At 55.1% G+C, this 19,364-nt stretch carries 17 protein-coding genes; 8 read left to right on the top strand and 9 right to left on the bottom strand.

What is annotated here, in order from left to right; all coding sequences use genetic code 11:
• Positions 1-167 precede the first annotated feature (167 nt).
• From potA to potD, 4 genes are all read left to right on the top strand, one after another.
• Entirely contained in the window at positions 168-1,286 is a 1,119-nt protein-coding gene (gene potA, locus ACFX4U_RS00475) for a spermidine/putrescine ABC transporter ATP-binding protein PotA (RefSeq protein WP_313509625.1), read from the top strand.
• A complete protein-coding gene (potB, locus tag ACFX4U_RS00470) occupies positions 1,270-2,127 on the top strand; it encodes a spermidine/putrescine ABC transporter permease PotB (protein WP_313509628.1) in 858 nt (285 codons plus the stop codon). The genes potA and potB overlap by 17 nt, the downstream gene beginning before the upstream one ends.
• Positions 2,124-2,921, top strand: coding sequence for a spermidine/putrescine ABC transporter permease PotC (potC, locus tag ACFX4U_RS00465; RefSeq protein WP_065368717.1), 798 nt, complete (start codon positions 2,124-2,126; stop codon positions 2,919-2,921). Before potB ends, potC begins: the two co-directional genes overlap by 4 nt.
• A gap of 127 nt (positions 2,922-3,048) precedes the next feature.
• On the top strand, positions 3,049-4,095 hold the full coding sequence (gene potD / locus ACFX4U_RS00460; RefSeq protein WP_313509630.1) for a spermidine/putrescine ABC transporter substrate-binding protein PotD: 1,047 nt from the start codon (positions 3,049-3,051) through the stop codon (positions 4,093-4,095).
• Between the two features lie 22 nt (positions 4,096-4,117).
• Here the strand turns inward: potD and ACFX4U_RS00455 are convergent, their stop codons facing one another.
• The 8 genes from ACFX4U_RS00455 to lolC form a co-directional block, all read right to left on the bottom strand.
• Positions 4,118-5,464, bottom strand: coding sequence for an ATP-binding protein (locus tag ACFX4U_RS00455; RefSeq protein ID WP_313509632.1), 1,347 nt, complete (start codon positions 5,462-5,464; stop codon positions 4,118-4,120).
• A complete protein-coding gene (locus ACFX4U_RS00450; RefSeq protein ID WP_305736369.1) occupies positions 5,433-6,119 on the bottom strand; it encodes a response regulator transcription factor in 687 nt (228 codons plus the stop codon). Before ACFX4U_RS00450 ends, ACFX4U_RS00455 begins: the two co-directional genes overlap by 32 nt.
• Positions 6,119-6,880 (bottom strand): MipA/OmpV family protein, encoded by a 762-nt coding sequence (locus ACFX4U_RS00445; protein WP_313509633.1) that lies wholly within the window; start codon positions 6,878-6,880, stop codon positions 6,119-6,121. Before ACFX4U_RS00445 ends, ACFX4U_RS00450 begins: the two co-directional genes overlap by 1 nt.
• A gap of 162 nt (positions 6,881-7,042) precedes the next feature.
• On the bottom strand, positions 7,043-7,864 hold the full coding sequence (gene cobB / locus ACFX4U_RS00440; protein WP_305736371.1) for a Sir2 family NAD+-dependent deacetylase: 822 nt from the start codon (positions 7,862-7,864) through the stop codon (positions 7,043-7,045).
• A gap of 14 nt (positions 7,865-7,878) precedes the next feature.
• On the bottom strand, positions 7,879-8,790 hold the full coding sequence (nagK, locus tag ACFX4U_RS00435) for an N-acetylglucosamine kinase (RefSeq protein WP_313509636.1): 912 nt from the start codon (positions 8,788-8,790) through the stop codon (positions 7,879-7,881).
• A gap of 35 nt (positions 8,791-8,825) precedes the next feature.
• On the bottom strand, positions 8,826-10,070 hold the full coding sequence (gene lolE, locus ACFX4U_RS00430) for a lipoprotein-releasing ABC transporter permease subunit LolE (protein ID WP_313509639.1): 1,245 nt from the start codon (positions 10,068-10,070) through the stop codon (positions 8,826-8,828).
• Complete coding sequence (gene lolD, locus ACFX4U_RS00425; RefSeq protein ID WP_017456448.1) at positions 10,070-10,771, bottom strand: lipoprotein-releasing ABC transporter ATP-binding protein LolD; 702 nt, start codon at positions 10,769-10,771, stop codon at positions 10,070-10,072. The genes lolE and lolD overlap by 1 nt, the downstream gene beginning before the upstream one ends.
• Entirely contained in the window at positions 10,764-11,963 is a 1,200-nt protein-coding gene (gene lolC / locus ACFX4U_RS00420) for a lipoprotein-releasing ABC transporter permease subunit LolC (protein WP_305736374.1), read from the bottom strand. Before lolC ends, lolD begins: the two co-directional genes overlap by 8 nt.
• Positions 11,964-12,257: 294 nt before the next feature.
• On the opposite strand from lolC, the gene ACFX4U_RS00415 reads away from it, so the two are divergent.
• The 3 genes from ACFX4U_RS00415 (at position 12,258) to ACFX4U_RS00405 (ending at position 18,016) form a co-directional block, all read left to right on the top strand.
• On the top strand, positions 12,258-13,331 hold the full coding sequence (locus ACFX4U_RS00415; RefSeq protein WP_313509641.1) for an acyltransferase family protein: 1,074 nt from the start codon (positions 12,258-12,260) through the stop codon (positions 13,329-13,331).
• Between the two features lie 112 nt (positions 13,332-13,443).
• Positions 13,444-16,890: a transcription-repair coupling factor gene (gene mfd, locus ACFX4U_RS00410; RefSeq protein WP_380217712.1), complete on the top strand. Its 3,447-nt coding sequence runs from the start codon at positions 13,444-13,446 to the stop codon at positions 16,888-16,890.
• A gap of 160 nt (positions 16,891-17,050) precedes the next feature.
• On the top strand, positions 17,051-18,016 hold the full coding sequence (locus tag ACFX4U_RS00405) for a L,D-transpeptidase family protein (RefSeq protein WP_313509646.1): 966 nt from the start codon (positions 17,051-17,053) through the stop codon (positions 18,014-18,016).
• Positions 18,017-18,093: 77 nt separating this feature from the next.
• Here ACFX4U_RS00405 and ACFX4U_RS00400 read toward each other — a convergent pair whose 3' ends face one another.
• Positions 18,094-18,351: a DUF1471 domain-containing protein gene (locus ACFX4U_RS00400; protein ID WP_313509649.1), complete on the bottom strand. Its 258-nt coding sequence runs from the start codon at positions 18,349-18,351 to the stop codon at positions 18,094-18,096.
• Positions 18,352-18,595: 244 nt separating this feature from the next.
• Between ACFX4U_RS00400 and ACFX4U_RS00395 the strand changes: the two genes are divergently transcribed.
• On the top strand, positions 18,596-19,231 hold the full coding sequence (locus ACFX4U_RS00395; protein WP_065368728.1) for a TetR/AcrR family transcriptional regulator: 636 nt from the start codon (positions 18,596-18,598) through the stop codon (positions 19,229-19,231).
• The last annotated feature ends 133 nt before the right edge of the window (positions 19,232-19,364 follow it).

The raw sequence follows: 19,364 nt of genomic DNA, 5'->3' as shown, positions 1-19,364 counted from the left end.
TTGAGAACATGCGGTGTTGCGCGGTCAAAAGAGAACAACAATTGGCGATTTCATGGGTTTGCCGTAGAATGCCAGCCCTTAAATCGTGCACAACCCTGAAGGTGGTTCATCACAAACCCCGCATCGGATATCACTTTTGATGCGCAAACACGGGACAGAGTAAATAATTGAACACACAATCGCGTTCGCGTTCACCGCTGGTGCAACTGGCCGGTATTCGCAAAAGCTTTGATGGCAAAAATGTCATTTCTGATTTTAATCTCACCATCAATAACGGCGAATTTCTGACGCTGCTTGGCCCTTCTGGCTGCGGTAAGACTACGGTTCTGCGCCTGATCGCCGGGCTGGAGAGCGTTGATGTCGGCCATATCCACCTTGATACCCAGGATATCACCCACGTTCCGGCAGAACACCGCCATGTGAATACCGTTTTTCAAAGTTACGCCCTCTTCCCGCATATGACCGTGTTCGAAAACGTGGCATTTGGCCTGCGGATGCAAAAAACCCCGGCGCAAGACATTACCCCCCGCGTCACCGAAGCGCTGCGCATGGTGCAGCTTGAAGAGTTCGCCCAGCGTAAACCGCACCAGCTTTCTGGCGGCCAGCAACAGCGTGTCGCCATTGCCCGCGCGGTAGTGAATAAACCGCGCTTGCTGCTGCTGGATGAGTCCCTCTCCGCGCTCGATTATAAGCTGCGCAAGCAGATGCAGAACGAACTGAAAGCGTTGCAGCGCAAGCTCGGTATCACCTTTGTCTTTGTGACCCACGATCAGGAAGAAGCGCTGACCATGTCGGATCGCATCGTGGTAATGCGCGACGGGCGCATTGAACAGGACGGCACACCGCGCGAAATTTATGAAGAGCCGAAAAACCTGTTTGTCGCCAGCTTTATTGGCGAAATCAATATTTTCAGCGCCACGGTGATTGAGCGTCTGGACGATAGCCGTGTGCGGGCAAATGTCGAAGGCCGCGAGTGCAATATCTATGTCAACTTCGCGGTGGAAAAAGGTCAGCAGTTGAACGTGCTGCTGCGCCCGGAAGATCTGCGCGTCGAAGAGATCCATGATATTGCCGAAACCGAAGGGCTAATTGGCTATGTGCGCGAACGTAACTATAAAGGGATGACGCTGGAATCGATGGTCGAACTGGAAAACGGCAAAATGGTGATGGTCAGTGAGTTCTTTAATGAAGACGATCCGGATTTTGACCATTCGCTGGACCAGAAAATGGCCATCAACTGGGTAGAGAGTTGGGAGGTCGTACTGGCTGATGAAGAGTACAAGTAAATTCCAGAAGGGCGTGATCGCGACCATCGTCGGTTGGCTTGTACTGTTTGTGTTTCTGCCCAACCTGATGATCATCGCTACCAGCTTTTTGACCCGCGACGACGCTAACTTCGTCAAACTGGTCTTCACGCTGGATAACTACACCAGGCTGCTGGATCCGCTCTATTTCGACGTGCTGCTGCACTCGCTCAACATGGCGTTTACCGCCACGCTGGCATGTCTGGCGCTGGGCTACCCGTTTGCCTGGTTTCTGGCCAAACTGCCTGCAAAGGTGCGTCCGTTACTGCTGTTCTTGCTGATTGTCCCCTTCTGGACCAACTCGTTGATCCGCATCTATGGGCTGAAAATTTTCCTCAGCACGAAAGGGTATCTTAACGAGTTTCTGCTGTGGCTGGGCGTTATCGATACGCCGCTGCGCATTATGTTTACCCCCGGCGCGGTGATTATCGGGCTGGTCTACATTCTGCTGCCGTTTATGGTGATGCCGCTCTACTCCAGTATCGAAAAGCTCGATAAACCGCTGCTGGAAGCGGCAAAAGATCTCGGTGCCAGCAAGCTGCAAACCTTTATACGCATCATTATTCCGCTGACCATGCCGGGGATTGTCGCTGGTTGTTTGCTGGTAATGCTGCCTGCTATGGGGTTGTTCTACGTCTCGGATTTAATGGGCGGCGCAAAAAACCTGCTGGTCGGTAACGTGATTAAGAGCCAGTTCCTGAACATCCGCGACTGGCCGTTTGGGTCGGCAACCAGCATCACGCTGACTATCGTCATGGGGCTGATGCTGCTGGTTTACTGGCGCGCCGCGCGATTGCTGAATAAGAAGGTGGAGCTCGAATGATCGGTCGACTGCTGCGCGGCGGTTTTATGACCGCCATTTACGCTTACCTTTACATCCCGATCATTATTTTGATCGTCAACTCCTTTAACAGCTCGCGCTTTGGCATCAACTGGCAGGGCTTTTCCACACAGTGGTACAGCTTATTGATGAATAACGACAGCCTGCTGCAGGCGGCGCAGCACTCGCTGACAATGGCAGTGCTGTCGGCAACGTTCGCGACGCTAATTGGCTCGCTGACCGCCGTGGCGCTTTACCGCTACCGTTTTCGCGGTAAACCATTTGTTAGCGGCATGCTGTTTGTGGTGATGATGTCACCGGATATCGTAATGGCAATTTCGCTGCTGGTGCTGTTTATGCTGCTCGGCGTGCAGCTGGGTTTCTGGTCGCTGCTATTTTCACATATCACCTTCTGCCTGCCGTTTGTGGTGGTCACGGTGTTCTCGCGGCTGAAAGGGTTTGATGTGCGGATGCTGGAAGCGGCCAAAGATCTGGGTGCCAGCGAGATGACTATCTTGCGCAAAATCATCCTGCCGCTGGCGATGCCCGCTGTCGCCGCAGGCTGGTTGCTGAGCTTTACCCTGTCGATGGATGACGTCGTGGTTTCCTCTTTTGTCACCGGACCCGGGTATGAAATTCTGCCATTGAAGATTTACTCGATGGTCAAAGTCGGCGTATCGCCGGAAGTGAACGCGCTGGCGACGATCCTGCTGGTGCTGTCGCTGGTGCTGGTGATTGCCAGCCAGTTAATTGCGCGTGACACGACGAAAACAAAAAGCCTGCCTCGCCAGGCGTAATGGATGTAGCCAGTTCGGGCGGACAGCGCACAGAAGCCGCAGTACGTGAGGCGTTCGGGCACTGTCCAGACCCGGAATGGCAAATAAAATAGCCTGCAAGACAGGCTCTAACTCAGGGGACGTTTGAATGAAAAAATGGTCACGCCACCTGCTCGCGGCGGGCGCACTTGCCCTCGGCATGAGCGCCGCACACGCTGACGACAACAAAACACTCTACTTCTATAACTGGACCGAGTATGTACCGCCAGGCCTGCTGGAGCAGTTCACCAAAGAGACCGGCATCAAGGTTATTTATTCGACCTATGAATCGAATGAAACGATGTACGCCAAGCTCAAAACCTATAAAGAAGGCGCGTACGACCTGGTGGTGCCGTCGACCTACTTCGTGGACAAAATGCGCAAAGAGGGCATGATCCAGAAGATCGACAAAACGAAGCTGACTAACTTCCACAATCTCGATCCCGAGATGCTTAACAAACCGTTCGACCCGAATAACGATTACTCGATTCCGTACATTTGGGGCGCGACGGCGATTGGCGTCAACACTGACGCCATCGATGCAAAAACCATCACCAGCTGGGCAGATCTGTGGAAACCGGAATACAAGAGCAGCCTGCTGTTGACCGATGATGCGCGCGAAGTGTTCCAGATGGCGCTGCGCAAACTCGGTTATTCCGGCAACACTACCGATGTGAAAGAGATTGAAGCCGCGTATAAAGAGTTGCAAAAACTGATGCCAAACGTGGCGGCGTTCAACTCCGATAACCCGGCGAACCCGTATATGGAAGGCGAAGTGAACCTCGGTATGGTGTGGAATGGCTCCGCCTGGGTTGCGCGCCAGGCGGGAACGCCGCTGGAGGTCGTGTGGCCGAAAGAAGGCGGCATTTTCTGGATGGACAGCTTAGCGATTCCCGCCAACGCGAAAAACGTCGACGGCGCGCTGAAGCTGATTAACTTCCTGCTGCGCCCGGAAATCGCCAAACAGGTGGCGGAAACCATCGGCTACCCGACGCCAAACCTGGCGGCGCGTAAGCTGCTCAAACCTGAGGTGGCAAACGATAAATCCCTCTATCCGGATGCCGAAACCATCCAGAAAGGTGAATGGCAAAACGATGTCGGTAGCGCCAGCGCCATTTATGAAGAGTATTACCAGAAGTTAAAAGCGGGCCGTTAACCGCTTTCGTCGACCGGGTCGCTCACCCGGTCGACACCGTCAGAAGCAACCCCGGTCTGGCATTTTCTGCCTGCAACGTCCAGCCGTGTGCCAGCGCAATTTCATGGCAAATCGCCAGCCCCAATCCCGCCCCGCTATCGCGTCGATGCGCGCCGCGCCAGAAGCGCGAAAACAGCAAGGGCAATTCCTCTTCCGCCACGCCCGGCCCGACATCGCGCACCGTGAACCCCTTCTCGCTGACGGTTATATGCACTGCCGTACCGGGCGGCGCGTGCTGGATAGCGTTCTCGATCAGATTCTTAAGCAGGGTAAATAATGCCCCGCGATCGGCGCGCCAGCGCAGCGGCTCATCTGCCGTTGATAAGGTCAACGAAACCTGCGCATCTGAAGCGATACGCTGAAGAAACTGCACGCTATCACGGGCAATCGCTGGTACATCAACCGGAGCAAACCGGTAGCTAAGCGGTTCGCTGGCCTCTGCCAGCAGTAATAACTGCTGAACCTGACGCGCCAGATGCTCGACCTGCAACAATAACAGCTCGCGTGCGTCGAGTTGTTGATCCATCAGCTCGACTTCCGCGCGTATTAGCGTCAGCGGCGTTTTTAACTCATGTGCTGCCTTCGCCAGAAAATCCTGCTGATTGCGATACCCCTTCTCCAGTCGCGCCAGCGCCTGGTTGAAACTGTCAATCAGCGGGGAGATCTCTGTCGGTACCCCGTGCGTTTGCAGACGGGCATCCAGCGATCGCGGCGAAATAAGCGCCGCCTCCGTTGAAACATTGCGCAGCGGCTTCAGGGAATATTTCAGCGTCACCCACGCACACAGCCCGAAGACCACCAGCAGCACCAGGCTGAACAACTCGATACCAAAGCGGATAAACGGTAAGGCAAAACCGCGATGCAGAAAATCGATAATGCGTGAGCTGGCGACCATCTGGATCCACCAGGTTTTGCCTGCAAGAACATACGGTTCGGTCGCGCCATCGTAAATCATGCCGTTAAGCGTAAATTTAAACTCTCGTGAGACTTGCGGTGCCAGCGTCGGCCAGTGCTGCGCGCCGGGCGACATCAGCACAACTCGCCCTTCGTCATCCAGCACACGATAAGCCACATCATCGGTGATGCTCTGGTAGATCCACAGTGGATACTGGTCGCCGTTGTTGAACCCGGTCGGCTGTCCGCGCAAGTCAAACTGTAATTCCTGAGCCAGTCTGTGGGTGTAGTCAGAAAGATCCATCCCCGGTAAACGCTCTTTCACCAGCCGCCCGGGCAGCACCAGCAACGCGATACTCAGCAGCGCTCCGGCAATAAACGCCAGCAGGATCTTCAGCGCAAGGCTATTCAGCCAACGTTTTTTCCCGAATGGCATAGCCTAATCCTCTGAGGTTAACAATCTGCAAGCGCGACCCAATCGCCGTTAACTTACGCCTTAACCGGTGCAGCGCGACGTCGAGCGCGTTTGGCGTCACCGCATCGCTTAAGCCCCATCCGGCGGCTTCCATCCGGCTGCGGCGCACGACGCCGCCCTGCTTGCCCACCAGCGCTAACATGATTTGCAGCTCAGCGGGCGCCAGCGCAATGTGCTGTTCGCCACACTGCATAAGGCTGGTTTCCGGCGACAGGGTTAAATCGCCCCATGCCGGTTGCAGCGGCTGGCTTTGCGCCGGACGGCGCAACAAGGCACGCACGCGCGCCACCAGTTCCTCCATGGCAAACGGCTTGGCGAGATAGTCATCCGCGCCCGCCTCCAGCCCTTCGACGCGATCGTGCAGTGCATCGCGGGCGGTGAGGATCAAACAGGGGATCGCGACCTGCGCCTGGCGCAGGCGATACAACAACTGGATACCGTCACCATCGGGCAAGCCACGATCGAGCACCAGCCCCTGGTAGGAGACCTGCGCTATCGCCGTCCAGGCCGCATCGCCGCGCCCGACAATATCCGCAGCGATCCCCGCCGCCGCCAAGCCTTTAGCAATCAGGCGCGCCAGATGGTCGTGATCTTCAATCAGTAATATTCGGCTCATCAGAAATAGTACAGATAACTCATAAAAATGCGGTTTTCGTTAGTCCTGTCCACCAGCGGGCTGTCCTTAATTTCTGACGCCAGTAGCGTCATTTCCACATCAACCATCAGCGAGTGGTGCTCATTGAACGCGTACAGGCTGCGTACGCCCATTTCGGTGTTAATCGTCGCATCCGCACGGTACGCTGGCCGCCACGGACGTGCTTCGCTGCGGCGCACGCCGTAGTAATAATCGACATAGCTGCTGTTATAACGGCTGGCGACCAGGCGCGGCGTCAGCGTAAATTGCTCGCTCAGATGCCAGCTTTTTTCTGCGCCCAGGCGTAAACGCTGCCCGCTGCTGTGGCCGGAAAGATCGTGCGTCCAGTCGGCAAACAGATCCACCACCGGGTTTTGCCACTCAATGCCCGCTCCGCCCCAGAATCCCCCTTTGCGCTTGTCCATCCCTTTGAGGATATCGGCATCATCGGACGAATAACCTGCGCCATCGTAACGGGCTATTAGACCGATATTGAGCTGTTGGGTTTCACTCAGATGCAGCGCGGGCAATTTAACTTCAGCCGCCGTGCCTAAAAAACGGAAATAACGGTTTTCATAATGCAGAATCGGGATCGGGGTGTACTGACGGTCACTATCCTGGTAAGGCTTTTGCGTGCTAATGACGCCGACGCCAATTCCCCAAACCGGCGGTTCTTCCGCCTGGGCGGCAAAGACAACAGAGACGAGACTTGCTGCGACAACACAACGTGGCACAACAACCATGATGAGGCTCCTGTTAGCGGTGGAAACGCTATCATCAGGGGCGTTGTCTTACGGGGAACTTACCGGCGATTTTCACGATAGTCACGCTGGCGCGTGGTGAACAGATCAGCAAAAAGCGCGCTAAACCGCCATCCTCTTAGCGAAAAAGGATGGCGGTGATCGTTAAAGCCCTTTCAGCAGCTTTTCGACATATTCCGGCACGACCTGGCTTGCCAGTCCGTAATGTTTCTCTTCAAACTCGCTGCCGACCTGGCTCGGTTCGAGATTCAGCTCTACGGTGTGCGCGCCCTGCAGTTTCGCTTCATGCACAAACCCGGCAGCCGGATAAACATGCCCGGATGTGCCAATCGCGATAAATACATCCGCCATTGCCAGCGCGCTGTAGATCTCGTCCATCCCCAGCGGCATTTCGCCAAACCACACCACATGCGGACGCAGCGGTGCCGGGAACTGGCAGCAGTGGCATTTGTCATCGTGCGTGACATCGCCCGTCCACGCCAGCACCTGCCCGCTTTGCGAACAGCGCACTTTCAGCAGCTCGCCGTGCATATGGATAATGTTTTTATTGCCCGCGCGTTCGTGCAGATTGTCGATGTTTTGCGTGATCAGCAAAAAGCGATCGCCCAGCGCCTGCTCGAGCTTCGCCAGCGCCAGATGCGCGGCATTAGGCACAATATCTGGCAGTTGCAGTTGCCTGCGTCGATCGTTATAGAAGGTTTGCACCAGTTGCGGGTTGCGAGCGAAACCTTCCGGCGTCGCCACGTCTTCAACATGATGCTCTTCCCACAGCCCATCTGCCGCGCGGAAGGTTCGAATACCGGATTCAGCGGAAATGCCCGCTCCCGTCAGAACGACGACTCTTGGTTTTTCCATTACGCCTGGCACCATTGTGTCTCTGAAAAAAATTCGCTGACGTAAGCGCTCGCGCAAACGGCGCTTGTTACGGCGAAAACGGCTGAGACGATGTGAACGTCGCGATTGCATAGCATCCTCTCAGATTAGTCAGTGAGGTGAAGAAAGGCCGCGCCGCGCATCCCACCCGCATCGCCGTGGCGCGCGCGTTCGATACGCGGTACATCGCCTGCCGGTAACAGATGCGGCGCAATGCGCGCCGGCAACAGCTTGGTCAGCGCGCTGAAATTCGATAAACCGCCGCCAATCACCAGCAGATCCGGATCGACGATAGTCAGAATATTACCCAGACATACCGCCAGCAAATCCACGTAACGTTCCACGTGCGCCAGCGCCTTCGCATCGCCCTGTTCCCAGCGCGTTATGATTTCCGGCGCTGACAAGGATTGATGATAGAAGTGTCGGTACAGCCACGCAAAACCGCGACCAGAGAGATAATTTTCAATACAACCGATTTTTCCGCAGCCGCAGCGAGTCAGCGGGAAATCAAAGCCCATCAGCCCCAGTGCATCCACCGGCAGGCGGATATGACCAAACTCACCGGTGATAAAGCGACGACCAGGGATGGATTTGCCATTGACCACCAGCCCACCGCCAACGCCAGTACCGAGGATTAACCCCATCACCAGCGGATACTGGCGGAATTCATCGTCCCAGGCTTCGGAGAGCGTAAAGCAGTTGGCGTCGTTGTCGATACGCACATTGCGCTCAAGCAACGCAGTAAGGTCGGCGCGCAGCGGTCGACCGCTGGCGGCGGGAAGATTAGCGGCATACAGCGTACCGTCGGCAGTTTCCGGCATGCCGGGAATACCGACGCCGACGCTGCCTTTGACGCCGAAATGCGCATCTGCTTCGGCAACCAGATCGGCAATGGCGCGCAGAAACGCTTCATAGCTGTCGTGCGGGGTGGCGACGCGCTTTTCCCACTGTAAGCGCCGGTTGGCGTCAAAAACGCCCAACGCGATTTTACTGCCGCCGATATCAAATCCGTAATTCATTGCCACTCCTTCGTTGTGGCCCGTTCCACGCGGAATTACTGCCCGCTCAGCACCCTTGCAGGATCAATATTGCTCGCCCTGCGCGCCGGATACCAGCTTGCCAGCAGACTCAACGCCAGCGCCGTCACCAGCACATAGACAACATCCAGCGGGTGCAGCTCCGATGGCAGGAAATCGATAAAGTAGATATCTCCCGACAGGAACTGATGGCCGATCAACTTTTCAATCACGTTAATGATTGGCGTTAATTGCAATGACACGACAACGCCGATCACCACACCGCTGATGCTGCCAAGCAGGCCCGCCAGCAGACCGTACCAGACGAAAATGGCGCGGATAAGCCCATCTTTCGCCCCAAGCGTACGCAGCACGGCAATATCACCGCTCTTGTCTTTTACCGCCATGACCAGCGTCGAGACAATGTTAAAACAGGCCACGCCAATCACTAAAACCATCGCCAGATACATTATGGCGCGGATCATCTGGATGTCGCGGTACATGTAGCCGTACTTACCGATCCAGCTTTTGATATAGACGTAGCTGTTGGTCACTTCACCCGCGTCGCGCACCAGTTTGTTGGCGTTAAACACATCATTTACTTTGATGTCGATACCGGTAACGCTTGCGCCCATATCCAGATATTGCTGCGCATCCTGCATCGGGATCATTGCATAGCTGTGATCAAGCTGGCCGCTCAGTTGCAGAATGCCCGTCACGTGCAAACGCACGCGTTTGGGTTGCAGCAGTTTATGCGCGTCATCGGAGTTGGGGATCATGATAGAAACCCAGTCGCCCTGCTTCACTTTCAGCGCATCGGCTACGCCTTTACCCAGAATGATCTGCTGCTCACCGGCACGGAAATTTTGCCAGGCGTCGCCCTGTACAAATTTCGGCAAGGCGCTGAGCTGCGTTTCCTGCGCCGGGTCAACGCCTTTCACCTGAATCGCGCGCAGGTTGGCACCGCTTTCCACCAGCCCGGTAAAATTAATATAGGGCGCGGCGGCGGCAATGCCCGGCACTTTTTTCACTTTTTCCAGCGCCGTGTCCCAGTTCGTCCACGGCTGATTCACCGGCTCGATTTCACCGTGCGGCACCACCGCCAGAATGCGGTTGTTCAGTTCACGTTCGAAGCCGTTCATCGCGCTTAAACCGACAATCAGCACCGCCACACCCAGCGCGATGCCAACGGTGGAGATCACCGAAATCAGCGACACCATGCCGCCACGACGGCGACCACGGCTAAAACGCAGCGCAATCAGTAAAGAGAGGGGTGAGGCCATTACTCGGCCCCCATCAGGGTGACTTCAGTGTTCAGGCGACCATCGCGCATTTCCAGTTGGCGGTTCATGCGTTTCGCCAGTTGTAAATCATGTGTCACCACGAGGAAAGCCGTGCCCTGCATTTTATTCAGTTCGCCCAGCAGTTCAAAAATGCTGTCCGCGTTACGCGCATCGAGGTTCCCGGTCGGTTCATCCGCCAGTACCAGGCGCGGATTGTTGACCAGCGCGCGGGCAATGGCCACACGCTGGCGTTCGCCGCCGGAAAGCTCGGAAGGGCGGTGGCTGGCGCGATGTTCAAGCCCAACCGCGCGCAGCATTTCCAGAGCACGTTCATTAATTTCCGCCGGTTTCTTTTTGCCAATCAGCAGCGGCATTGCCACGTTTTCCAGCGCGGTGAAGTCCGGCAACAGATGGTGAAACTGGTAGATAAAGCCTAATTCCCGGTTACGCAGCTCCGCTTTAGCGGTCGAGGAGAGTTTGCTCATCGGCTGGTCACGGAAAATCACATCTCCTGAGGTTGGTGTATCCAGCCCGCCTAACAGGTGCAACAGCGTACTTTTACCGGAGCCGGAGCTGCCGACAATCGCCATTAGCTCCCCTTCCGCCATGCTAAAGCTGACATCGTGCAGTACGTCGGTTTGCACACTGCCTTCCTGATAGCGTTTGCACAGGTTGTCGCATTGCAACAGGATCTTATTCATAACGTAAAGCCTCAGCGGGTTGAGTGGCGGCAGCGCGCCAGGAAGGATAAAGCGTAGAGAGCAGCGCGATGGCCATCGCCACCAGCGCAATACCAATCACCTGCAGCGGTTCAATCGCCACCGGCAGCGCTGCGCCATCAAGGAAGGCACCAATAATCGGCATCAGATTATTTAACTGGCTGGCGAGCAGCGCGCCCAGCCCGGCCCCCAGCAACGCGCCAATGATCCCGGCGCTGGCACCTTGCACCATAAACACGGCCATGATTTGACGGGGGGTTAAGCCCTGGGTTTGTAAAATGGCTACCTCGCCCTGCTTTTCCATCACCATCAAACCCAGCGAGGTAATAATGTTGAATGCCGCAACGGCGATGATCAGGCTCAGCAGCAGCCCCATCATATTTTTTTCCATCCGTACGGCCTGGAACAGCTCGCCTTTACGATCGCGCCAGTCCTGCCATTTGGTGCCTTCCGGCAATTTTTGCTGGCTGAGCACATCGACTTTCAGCGGCTCGTTCAGCCATAAACGCCAGCCGGTAATATTGCCCGCCGGGTAGCGCATCAGGCGTGAAGCGTCATCAATATTGACCAGCATCTGGTATTCGTCGACTTCGCTGTTCGCCGCAAATGTACCCACTACGGTAAACAGACGCTGGCTCGGCAAGCGGCCCATCGGCGTAAACTGGCTGGCGGACGGCACCATCACGCGAATTTGATCGCCACGGTTCACGCCCAACTGACCAGCCAGTTGCTCACCGAGGATAATGTTGTATTTGCCCGCTTGCAGGTCGCTTTGTTTGACATTGACCAGGTACGGCGTCAACGGATCGGGTTGTGCTGGATCGATGCCCATCATCACGCCAACCGCCACGCTGCGCGCGCTCTGGAGCACCACATCGCCGGTAGTGAGCGGCGCGATACGTGTCACGCCCTGCAATTTGACCTGGCTTGCCGGGAGTTGCGCTGGATTCAGTGAGCCGTTTTGCGTGGTGAGAGTGGCCTGCGGCATCAGCCCCAGGATGTTGTTTTGCAGCTCGCGCTCAAAGCCATTCATCACCGATAACACCGTTACCAGCGCCATAACACCGAGGGTGATGCCAATGGTTGACAGCCAGGAGACAAAGCGACCAAAGCGGTCCGCTGCGCGCCCGCGCATATAGCGCAGGCCTATGAAAAGAGTGACAGGCTGGTACATGAAATCCGTCTGGTTGCTGATAGCAGAGTGAGGAGTATATAAGCGAAAGCACAGAGCGTAAATGAGTGAAACGGTAAGTATTCGTCAGACAGATAAGGAAAAATTCCGTGAAATCAAACCAATAAACAACCATCGGCCAGTTTCCATTTCCGTTTGTTTGTACGGCTGTTGACCGTTAACTCCCCCCTCACCTTAATCCGAAAATGAACAAATACAGACACTTCCCCAATACATCGCCCTCCAGCCTGACCAGGATCAACGACCAGAATTTTGGCAAAACAGGCAAACGTGTTAATGAAACAGAAAGCATTATGGATTAATCAAATCAAGGGGTTATGTATTTGTCTGGTCGTGGTTTATCACTCAGTCATCACGTTTTACCCGCACCTTTCGACTTTCCAGCATCCGTGGTCGCAAACGCTCTCTAAGTGCTGGATTTATTTCAACCTTTATCTCGCACCGTTTCGTATGCCGGTGTTCTTTTTTATCTCCGGCTATCTTATTCGCCGATATATAGACGATGTACCGTGGAAAGATACGCTCGATAAGCGTATCTGGAGCATCGTCTATGTACTGGCGCTGTGGGGCGTATTGCAATGGGCTGGTCTAAGCCAGATTAATGACTGGCTCGCTCCGCAACGCGATCTGAGTAATGCCGCCAACGCGGCTTATGCGGAGAACTGGCGCGAGTTTCTTCAGGGCATGCTCACCGCCAGCACCAGCCTGTGGTATCTCTATGCGCTGGTGGTCTATTTCACGCTTTGTAAGCTGCTCAGCAACTGGAAAATGCCGGTATTAGCGCTGATGATCCTGGCAAGCCTGGCGATTAATTACCTGCCGCTGCCGTGGTGGGGGATGAACAGCGTGGTGCGCAATATGATTTTCTATTCGCTCGGAGCCTGGTATGGGGCAAGCGTAATGGAGTGGGTCAAAACCGTGTCGCTCCGCCGTTACGGGTTGCTGTTCGCGCTGGCGGCCGTGGTGGCTTTCGGGTTGTGGATGTTCAATATGCCACTGCCGCTGTGCCTGCTTTCCATTGTGGGTATTATGCGTTTGTTCCAGATGCTGGAGCAGCGCTTTCCACCCAACGAAAAGAGCCTGCTGAACGTGGTCGGCTCTAATACGCTGGCGATTTACACCACGCATCGCATTCTGATTGAGGCCATCAGCCTTGCGCTACTCAAACCGATGAACGCGGGCGCATGGCCGCAAACAGTCGAACTGGCGCTGCTGTTAGTCTATCCGTTCGCCACGTTGCTGATTTGTACGCTGGCTGGGCTGATGGTTCGAAAATTGTCGTCGGCGCTGTTCGCCGATCTCTTTTTCACGCCGCCAACGAAACATCTCACGACGGTGCAAGCGCGTTAATCCTGCGCGTCGTATTGGCTAAAGCCGCCTAATCACAGATAATAATGGTATTGCGTATCAGGGATATGCCCCCATAACGGGGGCATATCCATAACGAGATCTTGATATCCCCATGCCTGAACAATACCGTTATTCCCTGCCTGTCAAAGCAGGCGACCAGCGCCAGTTTGGCGAACTGACAGGTGCTGCCTGCGCCACCGAAGTTGCGGAAATCATTGAGCGCCATCCTGGCCCGGTCGTGCTGATTGCGCCGGATATGCAAAACGCGCTGCGCTTGCAAGATGAGATTGGTCAATTTACCGATAACCTGGTGATGAACCTTGCCGACTGGGAAACGCTGCCGTATGACAGTTTCTCGCCACATCAGGAAATTATCTCTTCCCGTCTGTCGACGTTATATCAACTGCCCTCCATGCAGCGCGGCGTGCTGATTGTTCCGGTAAATACGCTGATGCAACGCGTTTGCCCGCACAGTTACCTGCATGGTCATGCGCTGGTGATGAAAAAAGGGCAACGTTTGTCGCGCGATGAACTGCGCAGCCAACTGGATAGCGCGGGCTATCGCCATGTTGATCAGGTGATGGAGCATGGGGAATACGCCACGCGCGGCGCGCTGCTCGATCTTTTCCCGATGGGCAGCGAGCAGCCCTTCCGCCTCGACTTTTTCGACGACGAAATCGACAGTTTGCGTCTGTTCGACGCCGATACCCAGCGTACGCTGGAAGAAGTCGAGGCAATTAACTTACTGCCCGCGCACGAATTCCCGACCGATAAAAACGCCATTGAGCTGTTCCGCAGCCAGTGGCGCGATAAATTTGAGGTCAAACGCGACGCAGAGCATATCTACCAGCAAGTCAGCAAAGGTACGTTGCCTACCGGGATTGAGTACTGGCAACCGCTGTTTTTCAGCGAACCGCTACCACCGCTGTTCAGTTATTTCCCGGCGAACACGTTGCTGGTCAACACCGGTAATCTGGAAAACAGTGCCGAACGCTTCCAGCAGGAGACGCAGGCGCGTTTTGAGAATCGCGGCGTTGATCCCATGCGCCCCTTGCTACCGCCGGAGACGCTGTGGCTTCGCGTTGATGAACTCTACAGCGAGCTGAAGAAATGGCCGCACATCCAGTTAAAAACCGAACCACTGTCCGACAAAGCCGCGCATGTTAACCTGGGTTACCGGTCGTTGCCGGATCTGACGGTACAGGCGCAGCAGAAATCGCCGCTCGATAACCTGCGTAAGTTCCTGGAATCCTTCGCCGGACCGGTGGTGTTCTCCGTTGAAAGTGAAGGTCGTCGCGAAGCATTAATTGAACTGCTGGCGCGCATCAAAGTTGCGCCTAAACGCATTATGCGTCTCGACGAAGCCGAAGCGCCCGGCGCATATCTGATGATCGGCTCCGCAGAACACGGCTTTATCGATACGTTGCGCAGCCGGACGCTGATTTGTGAAAGCGATCTGCTCGGCGAGCGCGTCGCGCGTCGTCGCCAGGACACACGACGCACCATCAACCCGGATACCCTGATCCGCAATCTCGCCGAACTGCATGACGGGCAGCCGGTGGTACATCTGGAGCACGGCGTGGGGCGTTATGCCGGAATGACCACGCTGGAAGCGGGCGGCATCAAAGGCGAATACCTGATGCTGACTTACGCGGGTGATGCCAAATTGTACGTGCCCGTTTCGTCGCTGCATTTAATCAGCCGCTACGCAGGCGGTGCGGAAGAGAACGCGCCACTGCATAAACTGGGTAGCGATGCCTGGTCGCGCGCGCGGCAAAAAGCGGCGGAGAAAGTGCGCGATGTCGCCGCAGAGCTGCTGGATATTTATGCTCAACGCGCAGCCAAAGCGGGCTTCGCCTTTAAACATGACAAAGAGCAGTATCAACTTTTCTGCGACAGTTTCCCGTTTGAAACCACGCCGGATCAGGCACAGGCCATTAATGCGGTGCTCAGCGATATGTGCCAGCCGCTGGCAATGGACCGCCTGGTGTGTGGCGATGTCGGCTTCGGTAAAACTGAAGTAGCGATGCGCGCCGCGTTTCTCGCGGTCGAGAATAATAAGCAGGTGGCGGTGCTGGTGCCTACCACCCTGCTCGCTCAGCAGCACTTCGATAACTTCCGCGACCGCTTCGCCAACTGGCCGGTGCGCATTGAAATGCTTTCACGTTTTCGCAGCGCCAAAGAGCAGGCGCAGATCCTGGAGCAAGCCGCCGAGGGGAAAATCGATATTCTGATTGGCACTCACAAGCTGCTGCAAAGCGATGTCAAGATGAAGGATCTCGGTCTGTTAATTGTCGATGAAGAGCACCGTTTCGGTGTGCGTCACAAAGAGCGCATTAAAGCGATGCGCGCTGATGTGGATATCCTGACGCTGACCGCCACGCCGATCCCCCGTACGCTGAATATGGCGATGAGCGGGATGCGCGATCTGTCGATTATCGCCACCCCGCCCGCGCGCCGCCTGGCGGTAAAAACCTTTGTACGTGAGTACGACAACCTGGTGGTTCGCGAAGCGATGCTGCGTGAGATCCTGCGCGGTGGGCAGGTCTACTATCTCTACAATGATGTGGAAAATATCCAGAAAGCTGCTGACCGGCTGGCGGAACTGGTGCCAGAAGCGCGCATCGCCATCGGCCACGGCCAGATGCGTGAACGCGAGCTGGAGCGGGTGATGAATGATTTCCACCATCAACGTTTCAACGTGCTGGTGTGCACCACCATTATTGAAACCGGGATCGATATTCCGACCGCCAATACCATCATTATTGAACGCGCCGATCACTTCGGTCTTGCCCAGCTACACCAGTTGCGCGGACGTGTCGGGCGTTCGCACCATCAGGCCTACGCCTGGCTGCTGACGCCGCATCCCAAAGCCATGACCACCGATGCGCAAAAACGTCTGGAGGCCATCGCTTCGCTGGAAGATTTAGGCGCGGGCTTTGCGCTGGCTACGCATGATCTGGAAATTCGCGGCGCGGGAGAACTACTGGGCGAAGACCAGAGTGGGCAGATGGAAACCATCGGCTTCTCACTCTATATGGAGCTATTGGAAAACGCGGTCGATGCGCTGAAAGCGGGCCGCGAGCCGTCGCTGGAAGATCTGACCAGCCAGCAAACTGAAGTTGAATTACGTATGCCTTCGCTGTTGCCGGATGACTTTATTCCTGACGTCAACACGCGCTTGTCATTCTATAAACGCATCGCCAGCGCCAAAGATGAGAACGCACTGGAGGAGATTAAAGTCGAGCTGATTGACCGTTTCGGCCTGTTGCCAGATGCGGCGCGTACCCTGCTGGATATTGCCCGCTTGCGCCAGCAGGCGCAAAAACTGGGGATCCGCAAGCTGGAAGGCAACGAGAAAGGCGGTATGATTGAGTTCAACGCGAAAAATCATGTCAACCCGACATGGCTGATAGGCTTACTGCAGAAACAACCGCAGCATTTCCGCCTCGATGGCCCAACGCGGCTGAAATTTATGCAGGATCTCAGCGAACGCAAAGTGCGTATGGATTGGGTACGTCACTTTATACAGCAGCTCGCCGAAAACGCGGTAGCGTGACAAAAATGATCCAGGCCGGGTCACACGACCCGGCCTTTTTACTTTCCACAACATTTACAAATATTTTGCAATACCCCAGGATTTCCCTACACGCTGACCTACCATAATTCCATCACACAGCTTTATAGCAATAACCTTATGATTTACATGGATTATGGTAATGATAAAAACGTCGCGTTTCGTTCACTGGCTCGCGCTGCTGGCCGCCACTGCCACTGTCGCTCTCGCCCTACCCGCACACGCTAATACCTGGCCTTTACCCCCTTCCGGCAGCAACCTCGTTGGCGAGAATCGTTTTCATGTCGTGCAGAATGACGGCGGTTCACTGGAGGCAATTGCCAAGCAATACAATGTGGGGTTTCTTGCGCTTTTGCAGGCCAATCCCGGTATTGATCCGTATGTCCCGCGCGCGGGCAGCGTACTGACCATTCCGCTGCAGACGCTGCTACCCGATGTGCCGCGCAAAGGCATTGTGATCAACCTCGCCGAGCTGCGCCTCTATTACTATCCGCCAGGTAAAAACGAAGTCACGGTTTACCCGATCGGCATTGGTCAACTGGGCGGCGACACGCTGACGCCCACCATGGTCACCACAGTCTCTGATAAACGCGCGAACCCCACCTGGACACCGACCGCGAATATTCGTGCGCGTTATAAAGCGCAGGGAATAGATCTGCCAGCGGTGATGCCTGCCGGGCCGGATAACCCAATGGGACACCACGCCATTCGCCTTGCCGCGTTTGGTGGCGTCTATTTGCTGCACGGTACTAACGCCGATTTCGGTATCGGTATGCGCGTTAGCTCCGGCTGCATTCGCCTGCGCGACAAGGACATTTCTAACCTGTTTGCCCAGGTTTCCCCGGGTACGCCAGTGAATATCATCAATACGCCGATCAAAGCGTCAGTTGAACCTGATGGCAGGCGGCTGGTTGAAGTGCATCAACCGCTATCGAAATCGATTAACGATGATCCCAAAACGTTACCCATCGTGCTGAACGCCGCGATGCAAGCGTTCAAAGATGATGCGCGCAGCGATGCAGCAGTGATGAGCCATGCGATGGAAGTGCGCTCCGGGATGCCGGTCGATGTCACCCGACATTCTGAAAATGCACCGCTGGTGATGTAACTGCTCTGCTGGTGAAAAAAAGGCCCTGCGATAATTCGCGGGGCCTTTTTATATAACTGTGGCGTAATGCGTTGCGCTTATTTGTAAAGAACAGCCGTGCCGTGCAGGTTATCGGAGCCGGTCACAGAGGTGATGCGAAACGATTTAGCGCCCATCTGATCGGCTTTCTGTGCCAGTTGATCTTCAACAGAGGTGAGGTTGGAATTCGCACGCACACCAACGGTCGCTACTTCCTGCTGGCCTGTCGGAGCAGCTTGCACTTCAACGGCAGCGAAACTGGCGAAAGAGAGAGAACTCAGTACAGCAGCAGTAAACAGCGCAGTGATATTTTTCATGATGTCTTTCCTGGATGCAGGTGAAGGATGTCGTTAAACATTAAGTTAACGATCGATACACAAATCGTAGATGTGATCTGCATCAGGCGTCAATGGTTTTTTATAATGATCACTAATTAAAACAAAATTTATTTAAAATTCATGACGATATGATTTATCGATATGTGCTAATTTGCTGCTGGTTATCTGTCGGGAATATTTTTATAATGGTCATTCAACAAACTAACAAAGGTTAGGCGGCGATATGACCAGTGAAGTCAGCAGTTGCACCAAAAAAAGCCGTGGCCGACCGAAAGTGTTCGACAGGGAAGCGGCGCTCGACAAAGCCATGACACTATTTTGGCAACATGGTTACGAAGCCACATCATTATCCGATCTCGTCGAAGCGACCGGGGCGAAAGCGCCGACGCTGTATGCCGAGTTCACCAACAAAGAGGGGCTGTTTCGCGCCGTCCTCGATCGCTACATCACCCGATTCGCGCGTCAGCACGAAGCGCAGTTGTTGTGCGAAGAAAAATCTGTGGAAAGCGCGCTGCGGGATTACTTCACCGCCGTGGCGAAGTGCTTTACCAGTACGGATACGCCAGCCGGGTGCTTTATGATCAACACCTCGGCGACGCTGGCGGCATCGTCACAGGCAATTGCGAACACCATAAAATCCCGACATGCGCAGCAGGAAGAGACACTGCGTCAGTTTCTCACCGCTCGCCAGCTACGCGGCGAAATTCCGCAAGCGGTTGACACGCTCGCATTAGCGCAATTTTTAGGATGTATCTTGCAGGGCATGTCCATCAGCGCGCGTGAAGGCGCAAGTTGTGAAAAACTGCTGCAAATCATTCAAACTACCCTGCGATTGTGGCCAGATTTGATCAAAGCCTGAAAAAAAATGAGACGGGAAACCGTCTCATTTTGCCTCTGTGATAGGGATATCACATTTCAATAATAGGTAAAATCTATCAGCGTTTTCCCCCGCTTTGCTATTCTTAATTGTGATTATTGCGCGGCTAATGATT

This window comes from Kosakonia sp. YIM B13588 (genome assembly GCF_042788165.1).
Taxonomy (GTDB): domain Bacteria; phylum Pseudomonadota; class Gammaproteobacteria; order Enterobacterales; family Enterobacteriaceae; genus Kosakonia; species Kosakonia sacchari.
The sequence above is the reverse complement of the archived record's forward strand: the minus strand, read 5'-3'. Positions and strand labels throughout refer to the sequence as shown.

Excerpts from the sequence above, each read along its gene's own strand:
- potB (WP_313509628.1), top strand. The coding sequence starts at position 1,270 with ATGAAGAGTACAAGTAAATTCCAGAAGGGCGTGATCGCGACCATCGTC.
- potC (WP_065368717.1), top strand. The coding sequence starts at position 2,124 with ATGATCGGTCGACTGCTGCGCGGCGGTTTTATGACCGCCATTTACGCT.
- potD (WP_313509630.1), top strand. The coding sequence starts at position 3,049 with ATGAAAAAATGGTCACGCCACCTGCTCGCGGCGGGCGCACTTGCCCTC.
- ACFX4U_RS00455 (WP_313509632.1), bottom strand. The coding sequence starts at position 5,464 with ATGCCATTCGGGAAAAAACGTTGGCTGAATAGCCTTGCGCTGAAGATC.
- ACFX4U_RS00450 (WP_305736369.1), bottom strand. The coding sequence starts at position 6,119 with ATGAGCCGAATATTACTGATTGAAGATCACGACCATCTGGCGCGCCTG.
- ACFX4U_RS00445 (WP_313509633.1), bottom strand. The coding sequence starts at position 6,880 with ATGGTTGTTGTGCCACGTTGTGTTGTCGCAGCAAGTCTCGTCTCTGTT.
- cobB (WP_305736371.1), bottom strand. The coding sequence starts at position 7,864 with ATGCAATCGCGACGTTCACATCGTCTCAGCCGTTTTCGCCGTAACAAG.
- nagK (WP_313509636.1), bottom strand. The coding sequence starts at position 8,790 with ATGAATTACGGATTTGATATCGGCGGCAGTAAAATCGCGTTGGGCGTT.
- lolE (WP_313509639.1), bottom strand. The coding sequence starts at position 10,070 with ATGGCCTCACCCCTCTCTTTACTGATTGCGCTGCGTTTTAGCCGTGGT.
- lolD (WP_017456448.1), bottom strand. The coding sequence starts at position 10,771 with ATGAATAAGATCCTGTTGCAATGCGACAACCTGTGCAAACGCTATCAG.
- lolC (WP_305736374.1), bottom strand. The coding sequence starts at position 11,963 with ATGTACCAGCCTGTCACTCTTTTCATAGGCCTGCGCTATATGCGCGGG.
- ACFX4U_RS00415 (WP_313509641.1), top strand. The coding sequence starts at position 12,258 with ATGAAACAGAAAGCATTATGGATTAATCAAATCAAGGGGTTATGTATT.
- mfd (WP_380217712.1), top strand. The coding sequence starts at position 13,444 with ATGCCTGAACAATACCGTTATTCCCTGCCTGTCAAAGCAGGCGACCAG.
- ACFX4U_RS00405 (WP_313509646.1), top strand. The coding sequence starts at position 17,051 with ATGATAAAAACGTCGCGTTTCGTTCACTGGCTCGCGCTGCTGGCCGCC.
- ACFX4U_RS00400 (WP_313509649.1), bottom strand. The coding sequence starts at position 18,351 with ATGAAAAATATCACTGCGCTGTTTACTGCTGCTGTACTGAGTTCTCTC.
- ACFX4U_RS00395 (WP_065368728.1), top strand. The coding sequence starts at position 18,596 with ATGACCAGTGAAGTCAGCAGTTGCACCAAAAAAAGCCGTGGCCGACCG.